The sequence below is a fragment of the Cellulosimicrobium sp. So1_17 genome, assembly GCF_055181235.1.
This window is the reverse complement of record NZ_CM143702.1, coordinates 2,738,858-2,760,440: the sequence shown is the minus strand read 5'-3', so window position 1 is coordinate 2,760,440 and position 21,583 is coordinate 2,738,858. Positions and strand designations below refer to the sequence as shown.

Here is a 21,583-nt window from a genome sequence, read left to right as displayed (position 1 = left end):
AACAGCGGGTTCGGCAGGCTCCACTGGGCCTCAGAAGGCACTACCGCCTCGGTCTTCACGAGACTGCCACGGTTCCCGCTGTGGACAGCGCCCCCGCGGGCGCCCCGGTTCGCCAGGATGTGCGCATGAGAGAGCCGTGGGTCGACGTCGCGCTGGCGCGGCTGCCCGACACCCGTTCGTGTCCCGCGTGCGCCGCGCCCCTGCGTTCCACCCGCTGCGACCGCTGCCGGCTCGACCTCGTCGGTCCGCTCGCGTTCGCGGTCGACGGCGCGTCGCGCGAGGCCGCCGACGCGCTCGGACGGCGCCAGGACGCTCTCGACGCGCTGCGGGCCGCCCAGCCCGAGGCCGCGGCGTGGGCTCGCGAGAGCACGATGCGCGCGGGGTACGCACCGTCGCCCGACCGGCGCGCCGTCGCCCACCGCCCCACCGGCACCGTGCCGGCGGTGGGCGCTTCCACCTCTCCTCCCGGTGCGGCTCCCGGTCGGCCCACGGTGCCGCGTCCTGTGCCGGCGGGAGCGGCTCCCCGGACCGCGCCCCCTCGCGGGTACGCGCCGGCACCGGGGTACTCGCCCGTGCCGACGCCCGCGCCCAGGCCCGCGCCGAGCATCGGTCTGCAGCCGGTCCTCGCCGCGGCGGGTGCCGGTCTCCTCGCCGTGTCCGTGGTCGTCTTCGTCTTCTTCACGTTCGGCGACGCCCTCGCCCTGCGGGCCGTCGCGACCGGGGTCGTCACCGTCCTGACGCTCGGCGCGGCGGTCCTGCTGCGCCGCACCGGGCTGCGGTCGTCGGCGGAGGCGGTCGCGGCCCTCGCGGTGGTGCTCGCGCTCGTCGACGCGGAGCTCGCGCTCCAGGCCGGGCTGCTCGCCGGCGTCGACCCCGCGCTCGCGCGGGCCCTGGTCCTCGGCGGCGTCGTCGCCGTGCTCGGCGTCGTGGGGGACCGGGCACGCGTGCGCGCCTGGGTGACGAGCGCCGTCGTGCTCGCCCCCGTGGTGCCGCTCCTCGTCGCGATGGCAGGCCTGCGTGCGTGGGCCTGGGTGCTGGGGCTGCTCGCGGCGAGCCTCGTGTCCGCTGCGGTGGGCGTCGTCGCGCGCCGCACGGGACCGCGTCTCGGCTCCACGCTCGCGCCCGAGCGTCGCCTGTCGCAGGTCGTGCGGGCGGTCCTCTTCCCGCTGGCGGTCCTGGTCTCCCTGACGGCCCTGGACACGCCCGGGACACCGGGGCGTCTCGCAGCGGCAGGCCTCGTGCTGGCGTGCGCGGTCGTCGCCGTCGTGCTGCGGCTCGTCACGCACGAGCGCGCGTGGCTCGCGGCGACGGGCGTCACCGCCGTGCTCGCCGCCGGGCTGCTCGGCGTGAGCGACGACCTGCTCCGGCTCGGGCTCGTCCCCGCCAGCGCTGCCCTCGGCTGGCTCGCGCTCGTGGCCGGGAGCGACCCGCGCGTCACGACGGCGCTCCGTGGCGGCACGCCCCTGGCGTCCCGGTCCCGCTCGGACCTCCTGCTCGGCGGTGGGCTGACCGTCCTGCTGCTCGGCACGGGGGCGCTGCTCGGGCTGCCCGCCCGCGCTCTGGACGTGGTCGCGGGCGCGGCCGCCGGACCCGACGTGCGGCTCGGGACGGCGCCGCTCGGCAGCGACGCCTGGTGGACGGAGTCCGCGGTCGGCGCGGAGAGCACGTTCTGGGCGGGGCCGCTCGCCACCGGGGTGCACGTCGGTGTGCTCGCGCTGCTCGTCGTGGCGCTCGTCGCGGGCCGGCTGCCGCTCGGCACCCAGGGGCCCGCCGTCACCGGTGGCCCGGTCGCGACCGGGAGCCCCGTCACGACCGCCGGCCGCGCGACCGCGCCGTGGTTCGCCCTCGCGCTCGCCCTCGGCCTCGTGCTCGACCCGCGGCTCGCTGGCGTGTCGTCGCTCGTGCTGCTCGCGACGCTCGCGACCGTGCTGCTCGTCGCGTGCGCCCGACGACGCGTCGCGACGGCGGGCCGCGAGGTGGCGCGCTGGCGGGTCGCCGGGATCGTGGGCGTCTTCGCCGCGACCGGTCTCCTCCTCGTCGGCTCGTGGTCGTCGCGGCCGACGGCGACCCTCGGGGCGGTCGCGGTCGTGGCGCTCCTCCTCGCGGTGCGTCGGGCCGTGCCGCGGCCCGCGCACGCGCCGCTCGTCGCGGCCGCGTACGCCTACGGGCTCGTCGTCCTCGGCGTGACGCTCGGCTGGTCCGGCCTCGACGGCGTCGCGGCGCTGTGCACGGTGTCGGCGGTGGCGTCGGTCGTGGCGCTCGCGACGACGCTCGTCCCGCGCGCAGGGCGGGACACCTGGTGGGCCGTCCTCGGCGTCACCGCGGTGCCGTTCGTCGTCGGGGTCGCGACCGTCGCGACCGCGCGCAGCTGGTGGTCCGTCGTCGCGTGCCTCGCGATGCTCGCGCTCGAGGTCGTGCTCGTCGTCACGCGCCGGTCCGGGACCGCTCCGGCGCTGCGGCTCGTCGGCGCGGGGCTCGCCCTGCCGACGGCGTCCGTCGCCGTCGTGAGCGCGGGCGCCATGCTCGTCCCGGGCAGCGGTTCGCCCGTCGTGCTGCCCGTCGTCGCGGCGCTCGTCGCCACGGTCGCGGCCGGTGCCCGCGGGGTCGGGCACGCCGTCGACGTGAGGGTGGGAGACGCGCGCGGCGTCCGGGAGGTGCTCGAGGCGAGCGCCGCGCTCACGGGGACGATCGCCGTCGGGCTCGCGTACGCGCGGCCCGCGGCCGGGCCCGACGTCGCGGTGGCGGTCCTGCTGCTCCTGGCGGTGGGCGCGGCGCTCGTCGCGCGCACGCCCGACCGCACGCCGGTCTGGTGGCTCGTCGGTGTCCTCACCACCGTCGCCGTGTGGACGGCGCTCGCCGCCTCGGGCGTCGGCCTCGTCGAGGCGTACACGGCGCCGCCCGGTCTCGCGGCGGCCGTCGTCGGCGTGCTCCTCGCGTGGCGAGGGCGTCGGGGATGGGACCTCGCGACCGCCGGCGGGGTCCTGCTCGTCGCGCCGTCGCTCGTCGTGCTCGTCGCTCGGCCCGGCGCGGGGGACGTGCGCGCGACCTGCCTGGTGGCGGCCGCGGGACTGCTCGTGGTCGGGGCCGCGGCACTGGCGTCGCGACGCCGGCCCGCCCCTGGTTGGGCACGTCCCGCGGTGCTCCGGCTCAGCGGGCTCGCGGTCCTCGCGGCGAGCGCCGGGACCGTCGAGTCGCTCCACGTGGCGCACGTGCCGGGCGGGGGAGCGCTGTTCGGGCTCGGGTCCGCGTGGGCGCTCGCGGGTGGGGCGTGCGCGCTCGGAGCCGGGGTGGTCGCCGCCCGCGTCGCGCCGCGGCCCTGGCGGGCGGGGCTGCGGAGCTGGGCACTGGCTCCTGCGCTCGTGCTCGTCGTGGTCGGCGTCGTCGCGAACGTGCGACCCGTGTGGGGCCCGATCGCCGCGGTCTGGGCGGTCGAGGTCGTCCTCCTGGTGCTCGTCGTCGTCGGTGCCCGGCGCGCCCTGCGCGGTCTCGACGACCTGCCTCCGGCCTGGTTCACGTGGCTGCTCGCGCTCGTCGCGGCGATCGGCGCGTGGTCGCCGCGTGAGCTCCGCGTCGAGGTGTTCTCGCTGCCGCTCGGCGCGGGGCTGCTCGTCGCGGGCTACCTCGCGTTCGTCGCGACGTCGGTGCCAGCCGCTCCGGGCGGGTCGGACGCCGTCCCGGTCGACGGCACGGGTCGCACGTCCGGCGCCCGACGCCGGACGTGGCCCCTCGGTCGTGCCGGGTCGTGGGCGCTGCTCGCCCCGGGCATCCTCGCGACGCTCGGACCGTCGGTCCTCGCGACCTACACGGACGCGCGGACCTGGCGCGCGATGCTCGTCGTCGTCCTCGCGCTCGCCGCGGTGCTCGTCGGGACCCGCATGCACCTCGCGGCACCGTTCCTCCTGGGGGTCGCGGTCCTCCCGGTGGAGATCCTCGTCGTGTTCGTCTCCCAGCTCGGGACACGCATCTCGGCCGGGCCGTGGATGCTCACGCTCGCCGCCGCGGGCGGCCTGCTCCTCATCATCGCCACGTACTACGAGCGGCGGATCGCCGCCTACGACGGCGCCGCCGCCTACGTCCGCGACCTGCGGTGAGCGGCCCCGGTCCCCGCTCACGACCATGCACCCGACCGACGACGTCCCGGAGGTCTCGTGACCCACGCCCCTGAGCACCCTCGGCCCGCACCGACCGCCGGCCGGTCCCCGGTCGCGCTCTGGTACGACGCGCCCGCGACGGACTGGTCCTCCGAGTCGCTCCCGGTCGGCAACGGCCGCCTCGGCGCGACGCTGTTCGGCGGGATCTCCGAGGAGCGCGTCCAGCTCAACGAGCACAGCCTGTGGGGAGGGGCCAACGGCTACGACAACGCCCTCGCCGGCGTTCCCGACGACGCGTTCGACCTCGGCGTCACGGGATTCGGGTCGTACCGCGCGTTCGGCGTGCTCCGCATCGCCCTCGAGGGCACGGGTCGCGACGGCTCGGAGGCGGACGGCGAGGTCGGTGTCGCGGACGCCGTGGCGTCCGCCGACTACCGACGCGCGCTCGACCCGACCGTCGGCATCCACACCACCACGTTCGCGACGCCGGCGGGGACCGTCCGGCGCGAGGCGTTCGCGAGCCACGTCGCCGACGTCCTCGTCCTGCGCTGCACGACCGACGCGCCGTCGGGCCTGACCGCCACCATCACGCTCGACTCGGCCCAGGAGGACGCCCCGACCACCGTCGACGGAGAGGCCCGCCGGCTCGCGTTCCGCGGCGTGCTCGCCAACGGCCTGCGCCACGCGGCAGCGGTGCAGGTGATCGCGACCGGACCGGGGAGCGGCACCGGTGCGCGCGACGGCGGGCGCGGCGGCGGGCCCGGCGAGGGACGCGACGGCGGAGCACCCGCGGTCGAGGTGACGTCGGAGGGGACGGCGCTGCGCGTCGTCGGTGCCACGAGCCTCACGGTCCTCGTCGACGCCCGGACCGACTACCGCCTGAGCGCGGCCCACGCCTGGCGGGGCGAGGACCCGGTGCCGGTCCTCGACGCGGCGCTCGCCGCGGCGGCCGCACGGCCGTACGAGGAGCTGCGCGCCGAGCACGTCGCGCACGTCGGCGAGGCGATGTCGCGCGTGCGCGTGGACTGGGGGACGTCCGCGCCGGACGTGATCGCGCTGCCGACCGACCGCCGGCTCGCGCGCTACGCCGACGGCGGCGAGGACCCGTCCCTCGAGCAGACCCTGTTCGCCTACGGGCGCTACCTCCTGCACGCGTCGTCGCGCCCGGGAGGGCTCCCCGCGAACCTGCAGGGTCTGTGGAACGACGAGAACGAACCGCCCTGGGCGTGCGACTACCACACCAACATCAACGTCCAGATGAACTACTGGGGCGCCGAGACCACGAACCTCCCGGAGACCCACGAGGCGCTCGCCGCGTTCGTCGAGCAGGTGGCGGTGCCGAGCCGCGTCGCGACGCGGCACGCCTTCGGGCCGGACGTCCGGGGGTGGACGGCGCGCACGTCGCAGAGCATCTTCGGCGGCAACGCGTGGGAGTGGAACACCGTCGCGAGCGCCTGGTACGCGCAGCACCTGTACGAGCACTGGGCGTTCACGCAGGACCGCGCGTTCCTCGAGGCGACGGCCTACCCCGTGCTGCGCGAGGTGTGCGAGTTCTGGGAGGACCGGCTCGTCGAGCGGCCCGACGGCGCGCTCGTCGCCCCCGACGGCTGGTCACCGGAGCACGGGCCTCGCGAGGACGGCGTGATGCACGACCAGCAGATCGTGCGCGACCTGTTCGAGAACTACCTCGACTGCGCGGTGGCGCTCGACGCCGACCCGGAGCACCGCGCCGTCGTCGCCGGGCTGCTGACGCGGCTCGCGCCGAACCTCGTGGGCCGCTGGGGCCAGCTCCAGGAGTGGCAGACCGACCGGGACGACCCCGAGGACCTGCACCGCCACACGTCGCACCTGTTCGCGGTCTTCCCGGGACGGCAGGTCACTGCCGCGACCCCCGAGCTGCGGGCCGCTGCGCTCGTCTCCCTCAAGGCCAGGTGCGGCGAGCGGGACGGCGTGCCCTTCGACGAGGCGACGGTGTCAGGAGACAGCCGTCGCTCGTGGACGTGGCCGTGGCGTGCCGCGCTGTTCGCGCGGCTCGGGGACGCCGAGCGCGCGCGGTCCATGCTCCGAGGGCTCCTCCGGTTCAGCACGCTGCCGAACCTGCTGGCCACGCACCCGCCGATGCAGCTCGACGGCAACCTCGGCATCACCGGCGCGGTCGCGGAGATGCTGCTCCAGAGCCACGACGGATTCCTCCACCTGCTCCCCGCGCTGCCCGCCGCCTGGTCGGCAGAGGGGTCGTTCACCGGCCTCCGCGCGCGCGGCGGCTACGAGGTCAGCGTGCGGTGGCGGGACGGCAAGGTCGTGTCGTACGACGTCGTCGCGGACCGCGCGCCCGACGCGCGCCCCGTGCGCGTGCGGGTCGACGGCGATGACCGGCGCATCGTGCCGGCGCGCGACGGCCTCCCGGTCCGGGAGCTCGGGGGGTGGACGGAGAGCGTGTCGTCGCCGCGGTGATGCCCTCAGAGCTCGCCGCGGCGCCAGCGGTCGAGCCCGACGGCGACCGGGTAGGCGGTGGGGAGGACGAACCACGGTCGACCGTCCTTGGGCACGACGACGGGACCGACGAGCACCTGCCGGAGGAAGTCCTTGCTCCGGAGGTACTCCACCGAGTTCCACATCACGACCCAGACGTCGCCGTGGTCGCCGACCGGCTCGACGCCCGGGTCGTCCTCCCAGATCGCGAGCGGGACCCTCAGGTCGCGCTCGAGCTCGACGAGCGCCTCCTCCGCGACGGCCCTGGCCCGCGCGGCGTCGATCGGCGGCGCGTCCCCGCGAGCTGCCCGACCGCGCTCCTCCAGCAGCGCGGTCAGCCGGCGCTCCAGCGCTGCCCGGCGCTCCCCGAGGAGCCTCACGCTCTCGAGGGTGGACCGGGCGGGCGGTGGCGGCGACAGCGGGTCGAGACCTGAGACGCTCAGCACGACGTCGTACAGCGGGGCGAGCGCGTCGTCCGGGAACTTCAGCTGGCGGGCAAGCGTCAGCAGCGGTGTGCCGAAGCGCGCGGACGCGCGGTTCGGGTCGCACCCGCCGTCGAACAGCCGCCGCAGCAGCGGTCCGTCGGTCGGGACGTCGAACCGCGGGCGTCCCAGCAGCACGTGCGCCGTCGTCACGCCGTCGGGCGTGACCGCCGCCGCGTCGGCACCGTCGTCGAGCAGGCGCCCGGCGATCCGGGCCCGCACGACCGGCTTGTTGCCCAGCGCGGCGTGGAGCACCGTCGACCCCGTGCTGTCCGAGGCGGTCGCGTCGGAGGGGTCGTACACCGACACGAACTCCTCGTAGGTGCCTCTCCTCGCCACGACGAACAGGTTCGGCACGGTTCCTCCGATCTCCGCGTGGACAGGTCCGACGACGACGCTCTCCGGCTCACGCTCCGGCCGCCCGGCGGCCCCGGCGCTGCTTCTCGATCAGGGGCTGCAGCCGGTAGGGGATGAGCTCGCCCATGGAGAGCGAGGTCTCGGTCCGCTCGACGCCGTCGATCGCGAGGATGGCGGCGTCGATGCGGAACAGGTGGTCGGTGTCGCGGCACGCGACGGTGACGCGCAGGTCCGCGGTCCCGCTGCGACCGTGCGCCTGCACGACCTCCGGGATGCGCGCGACGTCCTCGACGATGCGCGCCAGCTCCTTCTGCCGCAGCTGCACCTCGACGAACGCGGTGAGCGGGTGGTCGAGCACGTGCGGGTCGATGCGCCGGTCGAGCGCGAGGAACGCGCCCTCCGCCTCGAGCCGCGCCAGCCGTGCCGCGACGGTGTTGCGCGAGAGCCGCAGACGGTCGGCGAGCGCGACGATCGTGGCCCGCGGGTCGTCGCGGAGCGCGAGCAGGAGGTCGAGGTCGACAGCGTCGGCGCTGTGCATGCTGCTCACCCTAACAACGTGACGGTGCTCACACTGCACAGCGTGTCGGGCATCGGTGGAGCCATGTGCGTGACCGGGGTTACGTTCGCCCTATCCCGGTCCTCGACGGTGAGGTCCGGCTCCCAGCAGTACTCGAAGGCGAGGTGGCATGGTGGCCAGCGAACCTGCGGTGCGGACCGGCTCGACGGTGGAGACCCTGCCGAAGGAGCACGACGGTCACCGGGCGGAGACCCCGCGCGACGCACGAGCAGAGCAGGACGACGAGACGACGACCCCGGCCGTACCGGGCAGCGCGGAGAGCCGCACGGTGCGCCTCCTCGCCGAGGACGGGACGCGTCGTCCGGACGCGGAGCACGACCGGTGGCTCACCGACCTCGACCTCGCGTCCGGGGACGACGCCGCACGGGCCGTGGCACGGGGCACGCTCCTGCGGCTCTACGAGGACATGGTCGTCGCGCGCCGCCTCGACGCGGAGGCGACGGCGCTCCAGCGCCAGGGCGAGCTGGCCCTGTGGCCACCGCTGCTCGGCCAGGAGGCGGCGCAGGTCGGGTCGGCCCGCGCGCTGCGCCGTGACGACTTCGTCTTCTCGTCCTACCGCGAGCACGCCGTCGCGTCGGTGCGCGGCGCGTCGCCCGTCGACCTCGTCCGCGTGTGGCGGGGCGTCACGGTCTGCGGCTGGGACCCGTACGCGATCGGCATGGCGTCGCCGCAGGTGATCATCGGTGCGCAGGCCCTGCACGCGACGGGCTGGGCGATGGGCGTGCAGCTCGACGTCGACGCCGGTCGCGTCGACCCTGCGGACGGCCTGCCCGTGGGCGTCGCGTACTTCGGCGACGGCGCGATGAGCCAGGGCGACGTCAACGAGGCCTTCGTCTTCTCGGCGACGTACCGCTCGCCCGTCGTGTTCCTCTGCCAGAACAACCAGTGGGCCATCTCCGAGCCGGTCGCGCTCCAGTCGCGCGTGCCGCTCGTCGAGCGCGCGCGGGGCTTCGGCATGCCGGGCGTGCGCGTCGACGGCAACGACGTCCTCGCCGTCCTCGCGGTGACCCTTGCGGCGCTCGACCGGGCCCGGCACGGCGGCGGCCCCACCCTGGTCGAGGCCGTCACCTACCGCATGGGCCCGCACACCACCGCCGACGACCCGAAGCGCTACCGGGACGCGGCCGAGCTCGAGCTGTGGGCGGGACGAGACCCGGTCGCGCGCTACGCGGCGTACCTGCGCGGCGTCGGCGTGCTGACCGACGCCGAGGACGAGCGCGTCCGACGTGCCGCCGACACCGCCGCCGCCGAGCTGCGCGCCGGGTGCGTCGCGCTCGAGGACCCGCCGCCGTCGTCGCTCTTCGACCACGTGTACGCCGAGCCGCACGCACCCCTCGCGCGCGAGCGCGCCGAGCACGCGCGCTACCTCGCGTCGTTCGACGACGCGGCGAGCGACGCGGCAGGCGGGCCTCCGGACGAGGGCGACGCCGCGTCGTCGGGCACCGGGATGCCGGAAGGAGCACGGCGATGACCACCACCCTGACGCTCGCGAAGGCGCTCGGCGCCGGGCTGCACCGGGCCATGACCGACGACGACCGCGTCGTCGTCATGGGCGAGGACGTGGGCCGGCTCGGCGGCGTCTACCGCGTGACCGACGGCCTGCAGGCCGAGTTCGGCCCGCGGCGCGTGCTCGACACGCCGCTCGCGGAGTCGGGGATCATCGGCACGGCCGTGGGGCTGGCGATGCGCGGGTACCGCCCCGTGTGCGAGATCCAGTTCGACGGCTTCGTGTTCGTCGCGTTCGACCAGATCGTGTCCCAGCTCGCGAAGATGCACGCGCGCACCGGTGGCCGGGTCCGGCTGCCGATCACGATCCGCATCCCCGTGGGCGGCGGCATCGGCGCGGCCGAGCACCACTCGGAGTCGCCCGAGGCGATGTTCGCGCACGTCGCGGGCCTGCGCGTCGTCTCGGTCGCGAGCCCGCAGGACGCGTTCACGGTCCTGCGGCAGGCGGTCGCGTGCGACGACCCCGTGATCTTCTTCGAGCCCAAGCGGCGCTACCACCTCAAGGGCGAGGTCGAGGAGATCCCCCTCGCGCTCGCACCACCGATGGACCGTGCGCACGTGCTGCGCGAGGGCCGCGACGTCACGCTCGTCACGTGGGGCGGGCTCGTCGGGACGGCGCTCGACGCCGCCGTCGCCGCCTCCGACGACGGCGTGTCCCTCGAGGTGATCGACCTGCGGTCGCTGTCCCCGATGGACCACGACACGGTCGCCGCGTCCGTGCGCCGGACCGGCCACCTCGTCGTCGCCCACGAGGCGCCGCGACACGCCGGGCTCGGTGCCGAGGTCGTCGCGACCATGACCGACCGCTGCTTCGAGTACCTCGAGGCCGCGCCCGTGCGCGTCACGGGGCACGGGATGCCGTATCCCCCGGCGCGGCTCGAGGGCCACTACCTGCCGGACCTCGACCGCATCCTCGACGGGGTCGACCGGGTGCTCGGCCGGGTGCCGAGCGGTGGCGCTGCGGCGGGTGCCGCGACCGGTGCCACCGCCGGGCGGGCGACGGTGCCCGTCCTCGCGGGGGAGGGGGTGTCCCGGTGATGACGACGCGCGAGTTCCGCCTCCCCGACCTCGGGGAAGGGCTCACCGAGTCCGACATCGTGATCTGGCACGTCCACGCCGGCGACCACGTCGAGCTCAACCAGGTGATCGCCGAGGTCGAGACGGCCAAGGCGCTCGTCGACCTGCCCTCGCCCTACGCGGGCGTCGTCGCGACGCTGCACGCCGTCGAGGGCCAGACGGTGAACGTCGGCGACCCCATCGTCACGTTCGAGGTCGACGACCCGGCGACATCGGGCGACCCCGCGACGCCGGGCGACCCCGCGACGCCGGGCGCGGAGTCACCTCCGGCTGCCGAACCCGGGGTCGTGCGGCAGCCGGAGGCCTCCGTGCCGCAGGAGCCGGGGTCCGACGCCGCGGAGGAGGGCGAGCGCCCGGACGTCCGCGACGTCGTCGAGCCGAACCTCGTGGGCTACGGCGCCCGCCCGGACAGCACGGGCCGCCCGGCGCGCCGTCGTCGCCGTGCCGCCGAGGCTGCTGCCGAACCCGGCGTTACGCGGCAGTCAGGCCCGCACGTGCCGCACAACCCAGGGTTCGGCGGCACACCGCTGCCCGATAGCAGGACGGCTGACGGCGCCGTCGAACGGCCGCGGTCGACGCCGCCGGTGCGCGCGCTCGCCAAGAAGCTCGGCGTGCACGTCGAGCGCGTCGAGGGCACCGGGCCGGGCGGTCTCATCACGCGCGCCGACGTGCTCGCGGCGGTGAGCTGCCACCGTGACGTCACACCGGACCACGCCGCGGCGCCCGGAAGGGGAGGGCACCGAGATCGGCACGTCGGCCCGAGACCGGTCCTCCGGACGACCGATCTCGCGTCCGGCGACCGATCTGACGTCGACGTGCCGATCTCGGCGGCCGCGTCGACGTCCCCAGGTCCTGCGACCGCCGTCGAGCGCGTCGCCGTGCGCGGCGTGCGCAAGCACACGGCCGCGGCGATGGTGTCGAGCGCGTTCACCGCCCCGCACGCGACGGTCTTCCTCACGGTCGACGTCACGCGCAGCCTCGAGCTGCTCGACCGGCTGCGCACGCACCGGCTCGCACGGGACAGCCGGATCACGGTGCTCGCGCTCGTCGCGCGCGCCCTGTGCGTCACGCTGCCGCGGCACCCCGCGCTCAACAGCGCCTGGCACGACCTGCCCGACGGCTCGGCCGAGATCTGGCGCCACCGCGACGTGCACCTGGGGATCGCCGTCGCGTCGGAGCGTGGGCTCGTGGTCCCGCACGTCCCGCACGCCGACGCGCTCGACCTCCCGACGCTCGCCGACGCGCTCGCGGAGCTCGTCGCGACGGCGCGCGCCGGCCGCACGCCACCCGAGCGCCTCGCCGGAGGAACGATCACCATCACGAACGTCGGGGTGTTCGGCGTCGACGCCGGGACGCCGATCCTCGTGCCGGGCGAGGCGGCGATCCTCGGTCTCGGCGCGGTCCGACGGCGGCCGTGGGAGCACGACGGCGAGGTCGCCCTGCGCGACGTGGTCACCCTCAGCCTCTCGTTCGACCATCGTGTCGTGGACGGCGAGCAGGGTGCCCGGTTCCTCGCCGACCTCGGCGCGCTCCTCGAGGACCCGGGGCTCGCGCTGCTCCACGGCGGCGGGCTGACCGACGGCCGAACCCGGGGTTCCGCGGGAGAGCCGACCGGTCCTGCCGCTCGGCCCGGGGTCCGGCAGGGAGAGGGGACGTCCGCGTGACCGTCCTGACGACCGCCGTCGACCCGGGGTCGGAGACCGCCCGGGCCGACGACGCCGCGCAGCGGGCCCTCGTGGCCGACCTGCGCGAGCGCACCGCCGCCGCCGCGCTGGGTGGACCGGCCTCGGCACGCGACCGCCACGTGTCGCGCGGCAAGCTGCTGCCGCGCGACCGCGTCGACCGCCTCCTCGACGAGGGCAGCCCGTTCCTCGAGATCGCGCCGCTCGCGGGTCACGGCGTGGACGACGGCGCGTGGCCGGCCGCGGGCGTCGTCGCCGGGATCGGCGTCGTGAACGGCCGTCAGGTCATGGTCGTGTGCAACGACGCCACGGTGAAGGGCGGGACGTACCACCCGCTCACGGTGAAGAAGCACCTGCGCGCGCAGGAGATCGCGCTGGAGAACCGGCTGCCGTGCGTCTACCTCGTCGACTCGGGCGGCGCGTTCCTGCCGCGACAGGCCGAGGTGTTCCCCGACCGCGACCACTTCGGCCGCATCTTCTTCAACCAGGCCCAGCTGTCCGCCGCGGGGATCGCGCAGATCTCCGCCGTGCTGGGGTCGTGCACCGCGGGCGGCGCCTACGTGCCGGCGATGAGCGACGAGACCGTCATCGTGCGCGACCAGGGCACGATCTTCCTCGGTGGCCCGCCGCTCGTGAAGGCCGCGATCGGCGAGGTCGTCACGGCCGAGGAGCTGGGCGGCGGCGAGCTGCACGCCCGGCGCAGCGGTGTCGTCGACCACCTGGCCGAGGACGACGACGACGCGCTCGACACGGTGCGCCGCATCGTCGCGACGTTGCCGCCCGACCCTGCGCCCGCGTGGGACGTCGAGCCGTCCGAGCCGCCCGCCGTCGGGGCGTCCGCCACGGGGATGCCGCCCGCAGGGCGGGACGAGGACCTGGCGTCGGGTCAGACCAGAGCACTCGGCGAGAGCCTGTACAGCGCCGTCCCGACCGATGTACAAGCCCCGTACGACCCGCGCGAGATCGTCGCGCGGATCGTCGACGGCAGCCGGTTCCACGAGTTCAAGCGCGAGTACGGCGACACGCTCGTCACCGGGTTCGCGCGGATCCACGGCCACCCCGTGGGGATCCTCGCGAACCGCGGCGTGCTGTTCGGCGCGTCGGCGCTCAAGGGGGCGCACTTCATCGAGCTGTGCGACCAGCGCGGCATCCCGCTGCTGTTCCTGCAGAACATCTCCGGGTTCATGGTCGGCACGGACGCCGAGGCGGGCGGCATCGCGAAGGACGGCGCGAAGATGGTCACGGCCGTCGCGACGACGCGCGTCCCGAAGCTCACGGTGATCGTCGGCGGGTCGTTCGGCGCCGGGAACTACTCGATGTGCGGGCGCGCGTACTCGCCGCGCTTCCTGTGGTCGTGGCCCGCGAGCCGCATCTCCGTCATGGGCGGTCCGCAGGCCGCGTCCGTCCTCTCGACGGTCAAGCGCGACCAGCTCGCCGCGCGCGGCGAGACGTGGGACCCCGCCGAGGAGGCCGCCTTCGCGGCCGGCATCCGCGCGGACTACGACGAGCACGGCAGCCCGTACTACGCCACGGCCCGGCTGTGGGACGACGGCGTCATCGACCCCGCCGACACGCGCCGCGTGCTCGGTCTCGCGCTGGGCGTGTGCTCCCGCACGCCCCTCGCGCCCCTCGGCACGGCCGACCGGACCACCGCCCGGTTCGGGCTCTTCCGGATGTGAGGCCCGTGACCGTCCACCGCCCCTCCCTGGCCTCGCGCCCGGCCCCGCCCCCGGCGACGCGGCCGTTCGGCACCGTGCTCGTCGCCAACCGCGGCGAGATCGCGTGCCGCGTGATCGGGACCCTGCGCCGACTCGGGGTCCGGTCGGTCGCGGTGTTCTCCGACGCCGACGCCGGGGCGCGCCACGTGCGCGAGGCCGACGTCGCGGTGCGCCTCGGCCCCGCCCCTGCGGCGCGCTCGTACCTCGACGTCGAGGCCGTCCTCGCCGCCGCCGTCGCGACCGGCGCCGACGCGATCCACCCCGGGTACGGCTTCCTGTCGGAGAACCCCGCCCTGGCGACCGCGTGCGGGCGAGCCGGGATCGCGTTCGTCGGCCCGGGCGTCGACGCCCTCGAGACCATGGCCGACAAGCTCGCGGCGAAGAGCGTCGTCGCGGCGCGCGGCGTGCCCGTGGTCCCGGGGGCGGGCGAGCCGGGGATGCCCGACGACGCGCTGCTCGCCGCCGCACCCGGCGTCGGGTTCCCCTTGCTCGTCAAGCCGTCCGCCGGTGGCGGGGGCAAGGGGATGGTCGTCGTGCGGTCCGCCGCCGACCTGCCCGGTGCGCTCGCGTCCGCGCGGCGGGTCGCGACGTCGTCGTTCGGCGACGACACGCTGCTGCTCGAGCGGCTCGTCGAGGCGCCCCGCCACGTCGAGGTCCAGGTGCTCGCGGACACGCACGGGAACGTGATCCACCTCGGCGAGCGCGAGTGCTCGCTCCAGCGGCGCCACCAGAAGGTCGTCGAGGAGGCGCCGTCGCCGTTGCTGTCCGCCGCCGAGCGCGCGCGGATGGGGGAGGCCGCGTGCGAGGTCGCGCGGTCCGTCGGCTACGTCGGCGCCGGGACCGTCGAGTTCCTCGTCCCCGCCGCGTCGCCCGACGAGTTCTTCTTCATCGAGATGAACACGCGCCTGCAGGTCGAGCACCCGGTCACCGAGATGGTCACGGGGCTCGACCTCGTCGAGCTCCAGCTGCGCGTCGCGGCGGGGGAGCCGTTGCCGCTCGCGCAGGACGACGTCGTGCTCCGTGGCCACGCGGTGGAGGCGCGCGTCTACGCCGAGTCACCGGCGCGCGGCTTCCTGCCCGCGACGGGGACGGTCCTCGCGTACGACGACGGCGGGGTCGACGCCGGGCCCGACGCGTCGCCGCTGCGCCTCGACTCCGGGGTAGAGCGCGGGGCCGTCGTCGGCGGGGACTACGACCCGATGCTGGCGAAGGCGGTCGCGTGGGCACCGACGCGCGACGAGGCGATCGAACGGCTCGACGGGTTGCTGGCGCGGACCGTCGTGCTCGGTGTCGAGACGAACGTCGGGTTCCTGCGGTCGTTGCTCGCGGACGAGGACGTCCGGGCGGGGCGGCTCGACACCGGTCTGATCGACCGGTTCCTCGGTGCTGGTGCTGGTGCTGGTGGCGGGGTCGGGTCCGGCGAGGGGGTCGGGGGTGCGCGCGCCGTCTACCATCCGCGGGCTCGTTCCTCGCCCGCTCCCGCCAGACCCGACCACGACGGCGCGCACACCCCCGACCCCCTCACCTCGTCCGTCACGTCACCGGTCGACCTCGTCGCGGCGGCGATGTTCGTCGTCCGGGCTGCCGAGCACGGGGTTGGCCACCGTTCTGGACCCGGTGTGGTGGACGAGCCCGTTCTCGGCGAGATCGAGGGTGGCCCGTGGGCGGCCCGCGACGGGTGGCGGCTCAACGCCCGGCCCGCGGCGCGCGTCGTCGTGCTGCGCGACGTGACCGGCCCTGCCGGTCGGCTCGAGCACGAGGTGCGGGTCCGGGGCGTGGTGCGCGACGCCGTCGTGCAGCTGCGGGAGACCGACGGGTCCTCCGACGACGGTGCCAGGGCCCGCGACGTCCGGGCGTCGCTCGCACCGGATCTGCGGCACGACGACGCGTGGTGGCTCACCGTCGACGGCACCCGGGAGCGGGTGCGGCTCGCGTGGCAGCCCGCCGCCGACGGCGATCCCGCGGTCGTGTGGCTCCACCGCGACGGCCGGGTCGTCGCGTTCGCCGCCCCCGACCGGACGGAGCGTGCCGCGCGGAACCGGGCCGAGCGCCGTCGGGCACGCGGGGGCGTCGCCACCGCGACGGACCCGGAGGTCCGCGCCGCGATGCCCGGGACGGTCGTGGCGACCGCGCCCGACGGCGAGCCGGTCAGCGCGGGCGCGGTCCTCGTCACGGTCGAGGCGATGAAGATGGAGCACCCCGTGCTCGCGCCGCACGACGGCGTCGCGCGCGTCACCGTGCGCCCCGGCGACCTCGTGCGCCGCGACCAGGTGGTCGCGGTCGTCGAACCGGCACCGGAACCCGCCGGGGACGGACACGCCAGGAGCGACCCGGACGACCCGGCCTCCAGCCCGACCACCACCCGGACCGACGCCGTCGCGGCACACCCCGCCGCGTCGGCGACCTCCTCCGACACCCAGGGAGCACCATGATCGAGGTCGACACCCTGCTCACCGACGAGCAGGCGAAGCTGTACCAGGTCGTGCGGGACTTCGCCGACGGCGTCGTCGCGCCGGCCGCGTACCGGTACGACACCGAGCGTCGGCTGCCGATGGAGATCATCGCGCAGATGGGCGAGCTCGGGCTGTTCGGGCTGCCGTTCCCGCGCGACGTCGGCGGTCAGGGCAAGGACTACGTGTCGCTCTGCCTCGCGGTGGAGGCGCTCGCGCGCGCCGACCAGTCGATCGCGGTGACGCTGGAGGCGGGGGTCGGGCTCGGCATCGTGCCGATCTACCGGCACGGGACGCGCGAGCAGCAGGAGCGCTGGTTGCCGGACCTGCTCGCGGGCAGGGCGCTCGCGGCCTTCGGCCTGACCGAGGCGCAGGCCGGCTCGGACGCCGGCGGGACGCGCACGACCGCGCGGCTCGACGGCGACGAGTGGGTGGTCGACGGCTCCAAGCAGTTCATCACCAACTCCGGCACGCCGATCACGAGCCTCGTGACGATCACGGCCGTCACGGGGGAGACGCGCGGACCGGGCGGCGACGTGCGCAAGGAGCTGTCGAGCATCATCGTCCCCGCGGGGACGCCGGGGTTCGAGGTGGGGCCGGCGTACGACAAGGTCGGCTGGCACACCTCCGACACTCACCCGCTCACGCTCACCGACGTGCGGGTCCCGGCGGAGAACCTGCTCGGCGAGCGCGGACGCGGGTACGCGAACTTCCTGCGCGCGCTCGACGAGGGTCGCATCGCGTTCGCCGCGCTCGCGACCGGCGCCGCGCAGGGCTGCCTCGAGGAGGCGCTGCGGTACGCGACGGAGCGCGTGGTGTTCGGGCGGTCGATCGGGGAGAACCAGCACGTCGCGTTCACGCTCGCGCGCATGCAGGCCCGCGTCCACACCGCGCGGCTGGCCTGGCTCGACGCCGCGCAGAAGCTCGTGCACGGCAAGCCGTTCAAGGCCGAGGCGTCGGTCGCGAAGCTCGTCGGCGGCGAGGCCGCGATGGCGAACGCGCGCGACGCGTCGCAGATCTTCGGCGGCTACGGCTTCCTCAACGAGAACCCGGTCGCGCGGCACTACCGTGACGCGAAGGTGCTCGAGGTCGGCGAGGGCACCACCGAGGTGCAGCTCATGGTCATCGCGAGGAGCCTGGGCCTGGAGGGCTGACCCCGCTCGCCGCCGAACACGACCTGAAGGACGTTATCGACGGTTTCGCGACCTTCAGGTCGTGATCGACCGCGAGCGGGGTCGTTCTCGGCGGACGTCGCCGGGCCGGAGGAGCGGGAGGAGCAGGATGCGCGAGGTGGTCCAGCGGGGCCTGTACTACGACGAGCTCGAGCCGGGCGTGGTGTACCGCCACCGTCCCGGCCGCACTCTGACCGAGGCCGACGACGTCCTGTTCTCCACGCTCACGATGAACCACCAGGCGCTCCACCTCGACGCGGCGTGGGCCGCGACGCAGCCGTTCGGGCAGCGCCTCGTGAACTCGATGATGACGCTCTCGACGCTCGTCGGGCTCTCCGTCGGGCAGGTCACGCAGGGCACGATCGTCGCGAACCTCGGGTTCCGCGAGGTCGAGTTCCCGAGGCCGCTGTTCCACGGCGACACGCTCTACGCCGAGACGGAGGTCGTCGAGAAGCGGCTCTCCGCGTCCCGTCCCGGGCAGGGGGTCGTCACGCTCGAGCACCGGGGTCTGAACCAGCGCGGAGAGCTCGTCGCCCGGGCGGTCCGCACGGCGTTGTTCTGGACGCGCGCGGCCCACGAGGCCGCCACCGTGCCCGACGGCGCGGGGCCGGCCGCTCCGCCGGGGCCCGCCGGGCCGCGCCTCACCTCCGGCGACGAGGCGGGCGCGTGGTGAGCGACGGCGTCGGGCACGGGGCGGAGACGCTCCCGCCGGACGTGCGGGAGCCGTTCCAGCTCGGACCGGCACTGCTGTTCTGCCCCGCGGACCGGCCCGACCGGTTCGCGAAGGCCGCGGACCGCGCCGACGCGGTGATCCTCGACCTGGAGGACGCCGTCGCCCCCGCCGCGAAGGACGCCGCGCGCCGGTCCGTCGTCGAGGCGTCCGCGATCCTCGACCCGGAGCGCACGGTCGTGCGGGTCAACGCCGTGGGCACGCGCGAGCACGCGCTCGACGTCGCGGCGCTCGCGGACACGCGGCTGCGCACGGTCATGGTCGCGAAGGCCGGACCGGAGCTCGTCGCGTCGCTGCCCGCCCTCGCGAGCACGCTCCCCGGCGTGCGGGTGGTCGCGCTGTGCGAGACCGCAGCGGGGGTCCTCGCGGCGCCCGAGCTCGCGCGCCGGGACGAGGTCGTCGCGCTCATGTGGGGGGCGGAGGACCTCGTCGCCTCGCTCGGTGGGACGTCGAGCCGGCGCGCGGACGGCTCGTACCGCGACGTCGCGCGGCACGCCCGCGCGACCGTGCTCCTCGCGGCAGGTGCGGCGGGGAAGGCGGCCATCGACGCCGTGCACGTCGACATCGCGGACCTGGACGGTCTGCGCGCGGAGGCCGAGGACGCCGCGGCGAGCGGCTTCGCCGCGACGGCGTGCATCCACCCGAGCCACGTCCCGGTCATCCGCGCCGCGCACGCGCCGACCCCGGACCAGGTCGCCGCTGCCCAGGCGCTGCTCGACGCCGCCGCGGCGAACCCCGCCGGACCGGACGCGGTCTTCACGCACGAGGGCCGGATGGTCGACGGGCCGGTGCTGCGCCACGCGGAGGCCGTGCTGCGCCGTGCTGCGCCCCGCTGACGTGCGGGTACGCGCCACCCCGCCGTGTGAGCGCACGCTCACCGCACGGGTGCGCGGGTTCTCGTTCCACGGCGACGGCCGCTGTGCCGGGCGCGCGGCGGTGGCATGGGGAGCGCTCCCCATGGGCGTCGGCGCGGGACGACGCCGCCAGACCGTAGCCTCGTCCGCGTGACCGACGCGAACCCGCAGCCCCAGCAGTCCCAGCACTGGACCGAAGGGTTCCCCCACCTCGTGGAGCGCGCGGCCACGCTCCTGGGCATCGACGTCGCGACCGCCACGCGGCACAGCAAGGTCGTCCCGGGCGGCTTCCACGTGTGGACCCCGGGCCGCGGGGGCGCGCAGGCGGTCGTCGGCTTCGACGGTACGGCGTACGTGCGCGAGTCGTGCTTCTCGCAGAGCCAGATGGTGCAGGCGTTCGCCGCCGGCCACCGCAACGACGCGACGCTCGCCGAGCGGCCCATCAACCACGCGGCGTCCGCGGTGGCCTCGATGGTCGGGTTCCTGAACGGCGGCGAGACCCGGACGGCGACGCCGACGGGTCCGAGCGAGGCCGAGCTCGCCGACCTCATGGGTGGCGCGTTCGAGCAGACGACTCCCGACGAGATCGCCGAGCGCCTGCGCGGCCGGGGCAAGGGTGCCTTCGCGGTCGTCGGCGTCGACCGCGCGCACGGCCCCGGTCACTGGTACGTCGCGATGTTCGACGGCGAGCACGTCCACGCGTTCGACTCGATCGCCAACGCGCGCACCGAGTGGCCACCGCCCGCGGCCGACGCTGTGCGCTGGTGGGCCGACGGCGCGCCGACGCGGGTGCCGGAGACGGTCACCGCCGACACGCGCTCCCGCCAGGGGCGTCGAGTGTGGATCCGCACCACGCCCGTCCTGCTGCCGTGGGCGAAGGGCCTGCTCGACTGGTACGCGTCCACCGATCCCGTGAACGTGGCCGCGGGCCGCGGCACCTGGTACGGGCTGTGGTGGGCCGCGCTCTCGCCGGACGGCGACGACCTGCGGGTCGCGGCCACGGACCTCACGAAGGACGGCATCACGACGCTCACGTGGGACGTCGACCCGATGCTCGACGTACACCGCCAGCAGCGCGAGCTCGAGAGCTTCTGCCGGACCGGCTGGCAGCCGACCCGGTTCACGGAGACCGTGCTCGTCTACGACGGCGTGTACGACGCCCCGGAGATGTACGTCGAGCGCACGTCCCCCCGGGGCGACGGGGCCTCGGGCTGGGTCGTCAAGCCCATCGCGGAGCAGCCGCGCGGCGGACTCCTGCCCGTGCCCGCGCACGAGCTGTACCGGAGGGCGCCGCACCTCGTGCGCTACCTCTCGCTGCCGGAGGGCTTCCGCGCCGTCTGGTCGAACGGTCGGACGAGCACGCTCCGGAACCCCGCCGGCGAGGTGGTCTGGGACGCGGCCGCGCGTGACCGCGACCAGGGGGCAGCCCCGGGTCACCCGGCGGCGCCCGTCCAGCCCGCACAGCCCGCGGCGCCCGTCCAGCCCGTCCAGCCCGCACAGCCCGCGCAGCCCGCCCCGGCGGGACGGGGGTCCGACGCCGCGTCGTCGCAGGGCGCGCAGCGACCGAGCGGGGGGACGGCGTTCGAGGTGGCGGCGGCGGCCGTCCGGGACCCGGCGCCGGACGCCGCGCGGCTGCTGGCCGCGGCCCAGGGCCTGCGCGACGCCTTCGTCCGCAACGAGCACCTGATCGGGCTCCTGCCGCCGCAGGCGGCCCAGCTCATGCTCCTGGCCTACCAGAGGGCCGACGAGGTCGGCTCGAGCACCGGGCGTCCCGACGTCGCGCGCGAGGCCGCGCTCGCGTGGGCGCGCGAGAGGTACTTCCGCGAGCTCTACCCGGCGGACGACGTCGCGGCGCGGGTCGACCGCCTCGTCGCCGACGACCCCGACGGCGCGGCCCACGTGCTGCGTGGCTGGATGCGGTACAACGGCTACGGCTATGCGAAGGACGCCGCGGCATCGGTCCGCGACCACGAGGTGGCAGCAGAGCGGGGCAACCCCGACGCGCTCTTCGAGCTCTCCGTGCTCACGGCGACGGGCCAGGGCGTGGCGGCGGACCCGGCGAGATCGCGCGAATACCTTGAGCGGGCGGCCACGGCAGGTCACCCGCGAGCGCTCTACAACGTCGCCGCCCAGCACGCCACGGGCGACGGCCGACCCCGCGACCCGCAGCGCGCGCTCGCGCTGTACGTCCAGGCGGGCGAGAGGGGCAACGGCCGGGCGCTGTTCACGGCGGGCATCATGACGCTCACGGGCGACGGCACGCTCCCCGACCCCGGGCGTGCGGCGGCGCTGCTCCAGCAGGCGCAGGACCTGGGGTTCGACGTCCCCGGCGCCGCGGCCCAGCTCCCGGAGGTCCTCGAGCGCCAGGTCGTGACGGCGCTCGGCGACGCCTGAGCGAGCGCGGCCGGGCGGTCC

The 21,583-nt window shown here is 75.8% G+C and carries 13 protein-coding genes; 11 read left to right on the top strand and 2 right to left on the bottom strand.

Annotated features, from left to right (window positions below; translation table 11 throughout):
* Positions 1-125: 125 nt before the first annotated feature.
* Both ACZCLJ_RS12025 and ACZCLJ_RS12020 read left to right on the top strand, forming a co-directional pair.
* Positions 126-4,091: an SCO7613 C-terminal domain-containing membrane protein gene (locus tag ACZCLJ_RS12025; protein WP_463103857.1), complete on the top strand. Its 3,966-nt coding sequence runs from the start codon at positions 126-128 to the stop codon at positions 4,089-4,091.
* 57 nt (positions 4,092-4,148) lie between these two features.
* Positions 4,149-6,545, top strand: coding sequence for a glycoside hydrolase family 95 protein (locus ACZCLJ_RS12020; protein WP_463103856.1), 2,397 nt, complete (start codon positions 4,149-4,151; stop codon positions 6,543-6,545).
* Between the two features lie 5 nt (positions 6,546-6,550).
* Here the strand turns inward: ACZCLJ_RS12020 and ACZCLJ_RS12015 are convergent, their stop codons facing one another.
* The gene (locus ACZCLJ_RS12015) at positions 6,551-7,402 is read right to left on the bottom strand and encodes a YrhB domain-containing protein (RefSeq protein WP_463103855.1); all 852 of its coding nucleotides are present in this window, start codon (positions 7,400-7,402) and stop codon (positions 6,551-6,553) included.
* A 49-nt stretch (positions 7,403-7,451) separates the two neighbouring features.
* Positions 7,452-7,940: an Lrp/AsnC family transcriptional regulator gene (locus ACZCLJ_RS12010; RefSeq protein ID WP_251152275.1), complete on the bottom strand. Its 489-nt coding sequence runs from the start codon at positions 7,938-7,940 to the stop codon at positions 7,452-7,454.
* A gap of 148 nt (positions 7,941-8,088) precedes the next feature.
* Between ACZCLJ_RS12010 and ACZCLJ_RS12005 the strand changes: the two genes are divergently transcribed.
* The 9 genes from ACZCLJ_RS12005 to ACZCLJ_RS11965 all read left to right on the top strand — a co-directional run bounded on the left by ACZCLJ_RS12005 (position 8,089) and on the right by ACZCLJ_RS11965 (position 21,562).
* Entirely contained in the window at positions 8,089-9,450 is a 1,362-nt protein-coding gene (locus ACZCLJ_RS12005; protein WP_463103854.1) for a thiamine pyrophosphate-dependent dehydrogenase E1 component subunit alpha, read from the top strand.
* Positions 9,447-10,523, top strand: a complete 1,077-nt coding sequence (locus ACZCLJ_RS12000; RefSeq protein ID WP_251152043.1) for an alpha-ketoacid dehydrogenase subunit beta — start codon at positions 9,447-9,449, stop codon at positions 10,521-10,523. Before ACZCLJ_RS12005 ends, ACZCLJ_RS12000 begins: the two co-directional genes overlap by 4 nt.
* Entirely contained in the window at positions 10,523-12,226 is a 1,704-nt protein-coding gene (locus ACZCLJ_RS11995) for a dihydrolipoamide acetyltransferase family protein (RefSeq protein WP_463103853.1), read from the top strand. The genes ACZCLJ_RS12000 and ACZCLJ_RS11995 overlap by 1 nt, the downstream gene beginning before the upstream one ends.
* Entirely contained in the window at positions 12,223-13,923 is a 1,701-nt protein-coding gene (locus ACZCLJ_RS11990) for a carboxyl transferase domain-containing protein (RefSeq protein ID WP_463103852.1), read from the top strand. The genes ACZCLJ_RS11995 and ACZCLJ_RS11990 overlap by 4 nt, the downstream gene beginning before the upstream one ends.
* Positions 13,924-13,928: 5 nt before the next feature.
* Positions 13,929-16,394: an acetyl/propionyl/methylcrotonyl-CoA carboxylase subunit alpha gene (locus ACZCLJ_RS11985; protein ID WP_463103851.1), complete on the top strand. Its 2,466-nt coding sequence runs from the start codon at positions 13,929-13,931 to the stop codon at positions 16,392-16,394.
* Positions 16,391-17,566, top strand: coding sequence for an acyl-CoA dehydrogenase family protein (locus tag ACZCLJ_RS11980; protein ID WP_251152047.1), 1,176 nt, complete (start codon positions 16,391-16,393; stop codon positions 17,564-17,566). The genes ACZCLJ_RS11985 and ACZCLJ_RS11980 overlap by 4 nt, the downstream gene beginning before the upstream one ends.
* 127 nt (positions 17,567-17,693) lie before the next feature.
* Positions 17,694-18,257: a MaoC family dehydratase gene (locus ACZCLJ_RS11975; protein WP_463103850.1), complete on the top strand. Its 564-nt coding sequence runs from the start codon at positions 17,694-17,696 to the stop codon at positions 18,255-18,257.
* Positions 18,251-19,150, top strand: coding sequence for an HpcH/HpaI aldolase/citrate lyase family protein (locus tag ACZCLJ_RS11970; protein WP_463103849.1), 900 nt, complete (start codon positions 18,251-18,253; stop codon positions 19,148-19,150). Before ACZCLJ_RS11975 ends, ACZCLJ_RS11970 begins: the two co-directional genes overlap by 7 nt.
* A 168-nt stretch (positions 19,151-19,318) precedes the next feature.
* Positions 19,319-21,562, top strand: coding sequence for an immunity protein Imm33 domain-containing protein (locus ACZCLJ_RS11965; protein ID WP_463103848.1), 2,244 nt, complete (start codon positions 19,319-19,321; stop codon positions 21,560-21,562).
* Positions 21,563-21,583: the final 21 nt, after the last annotated feature.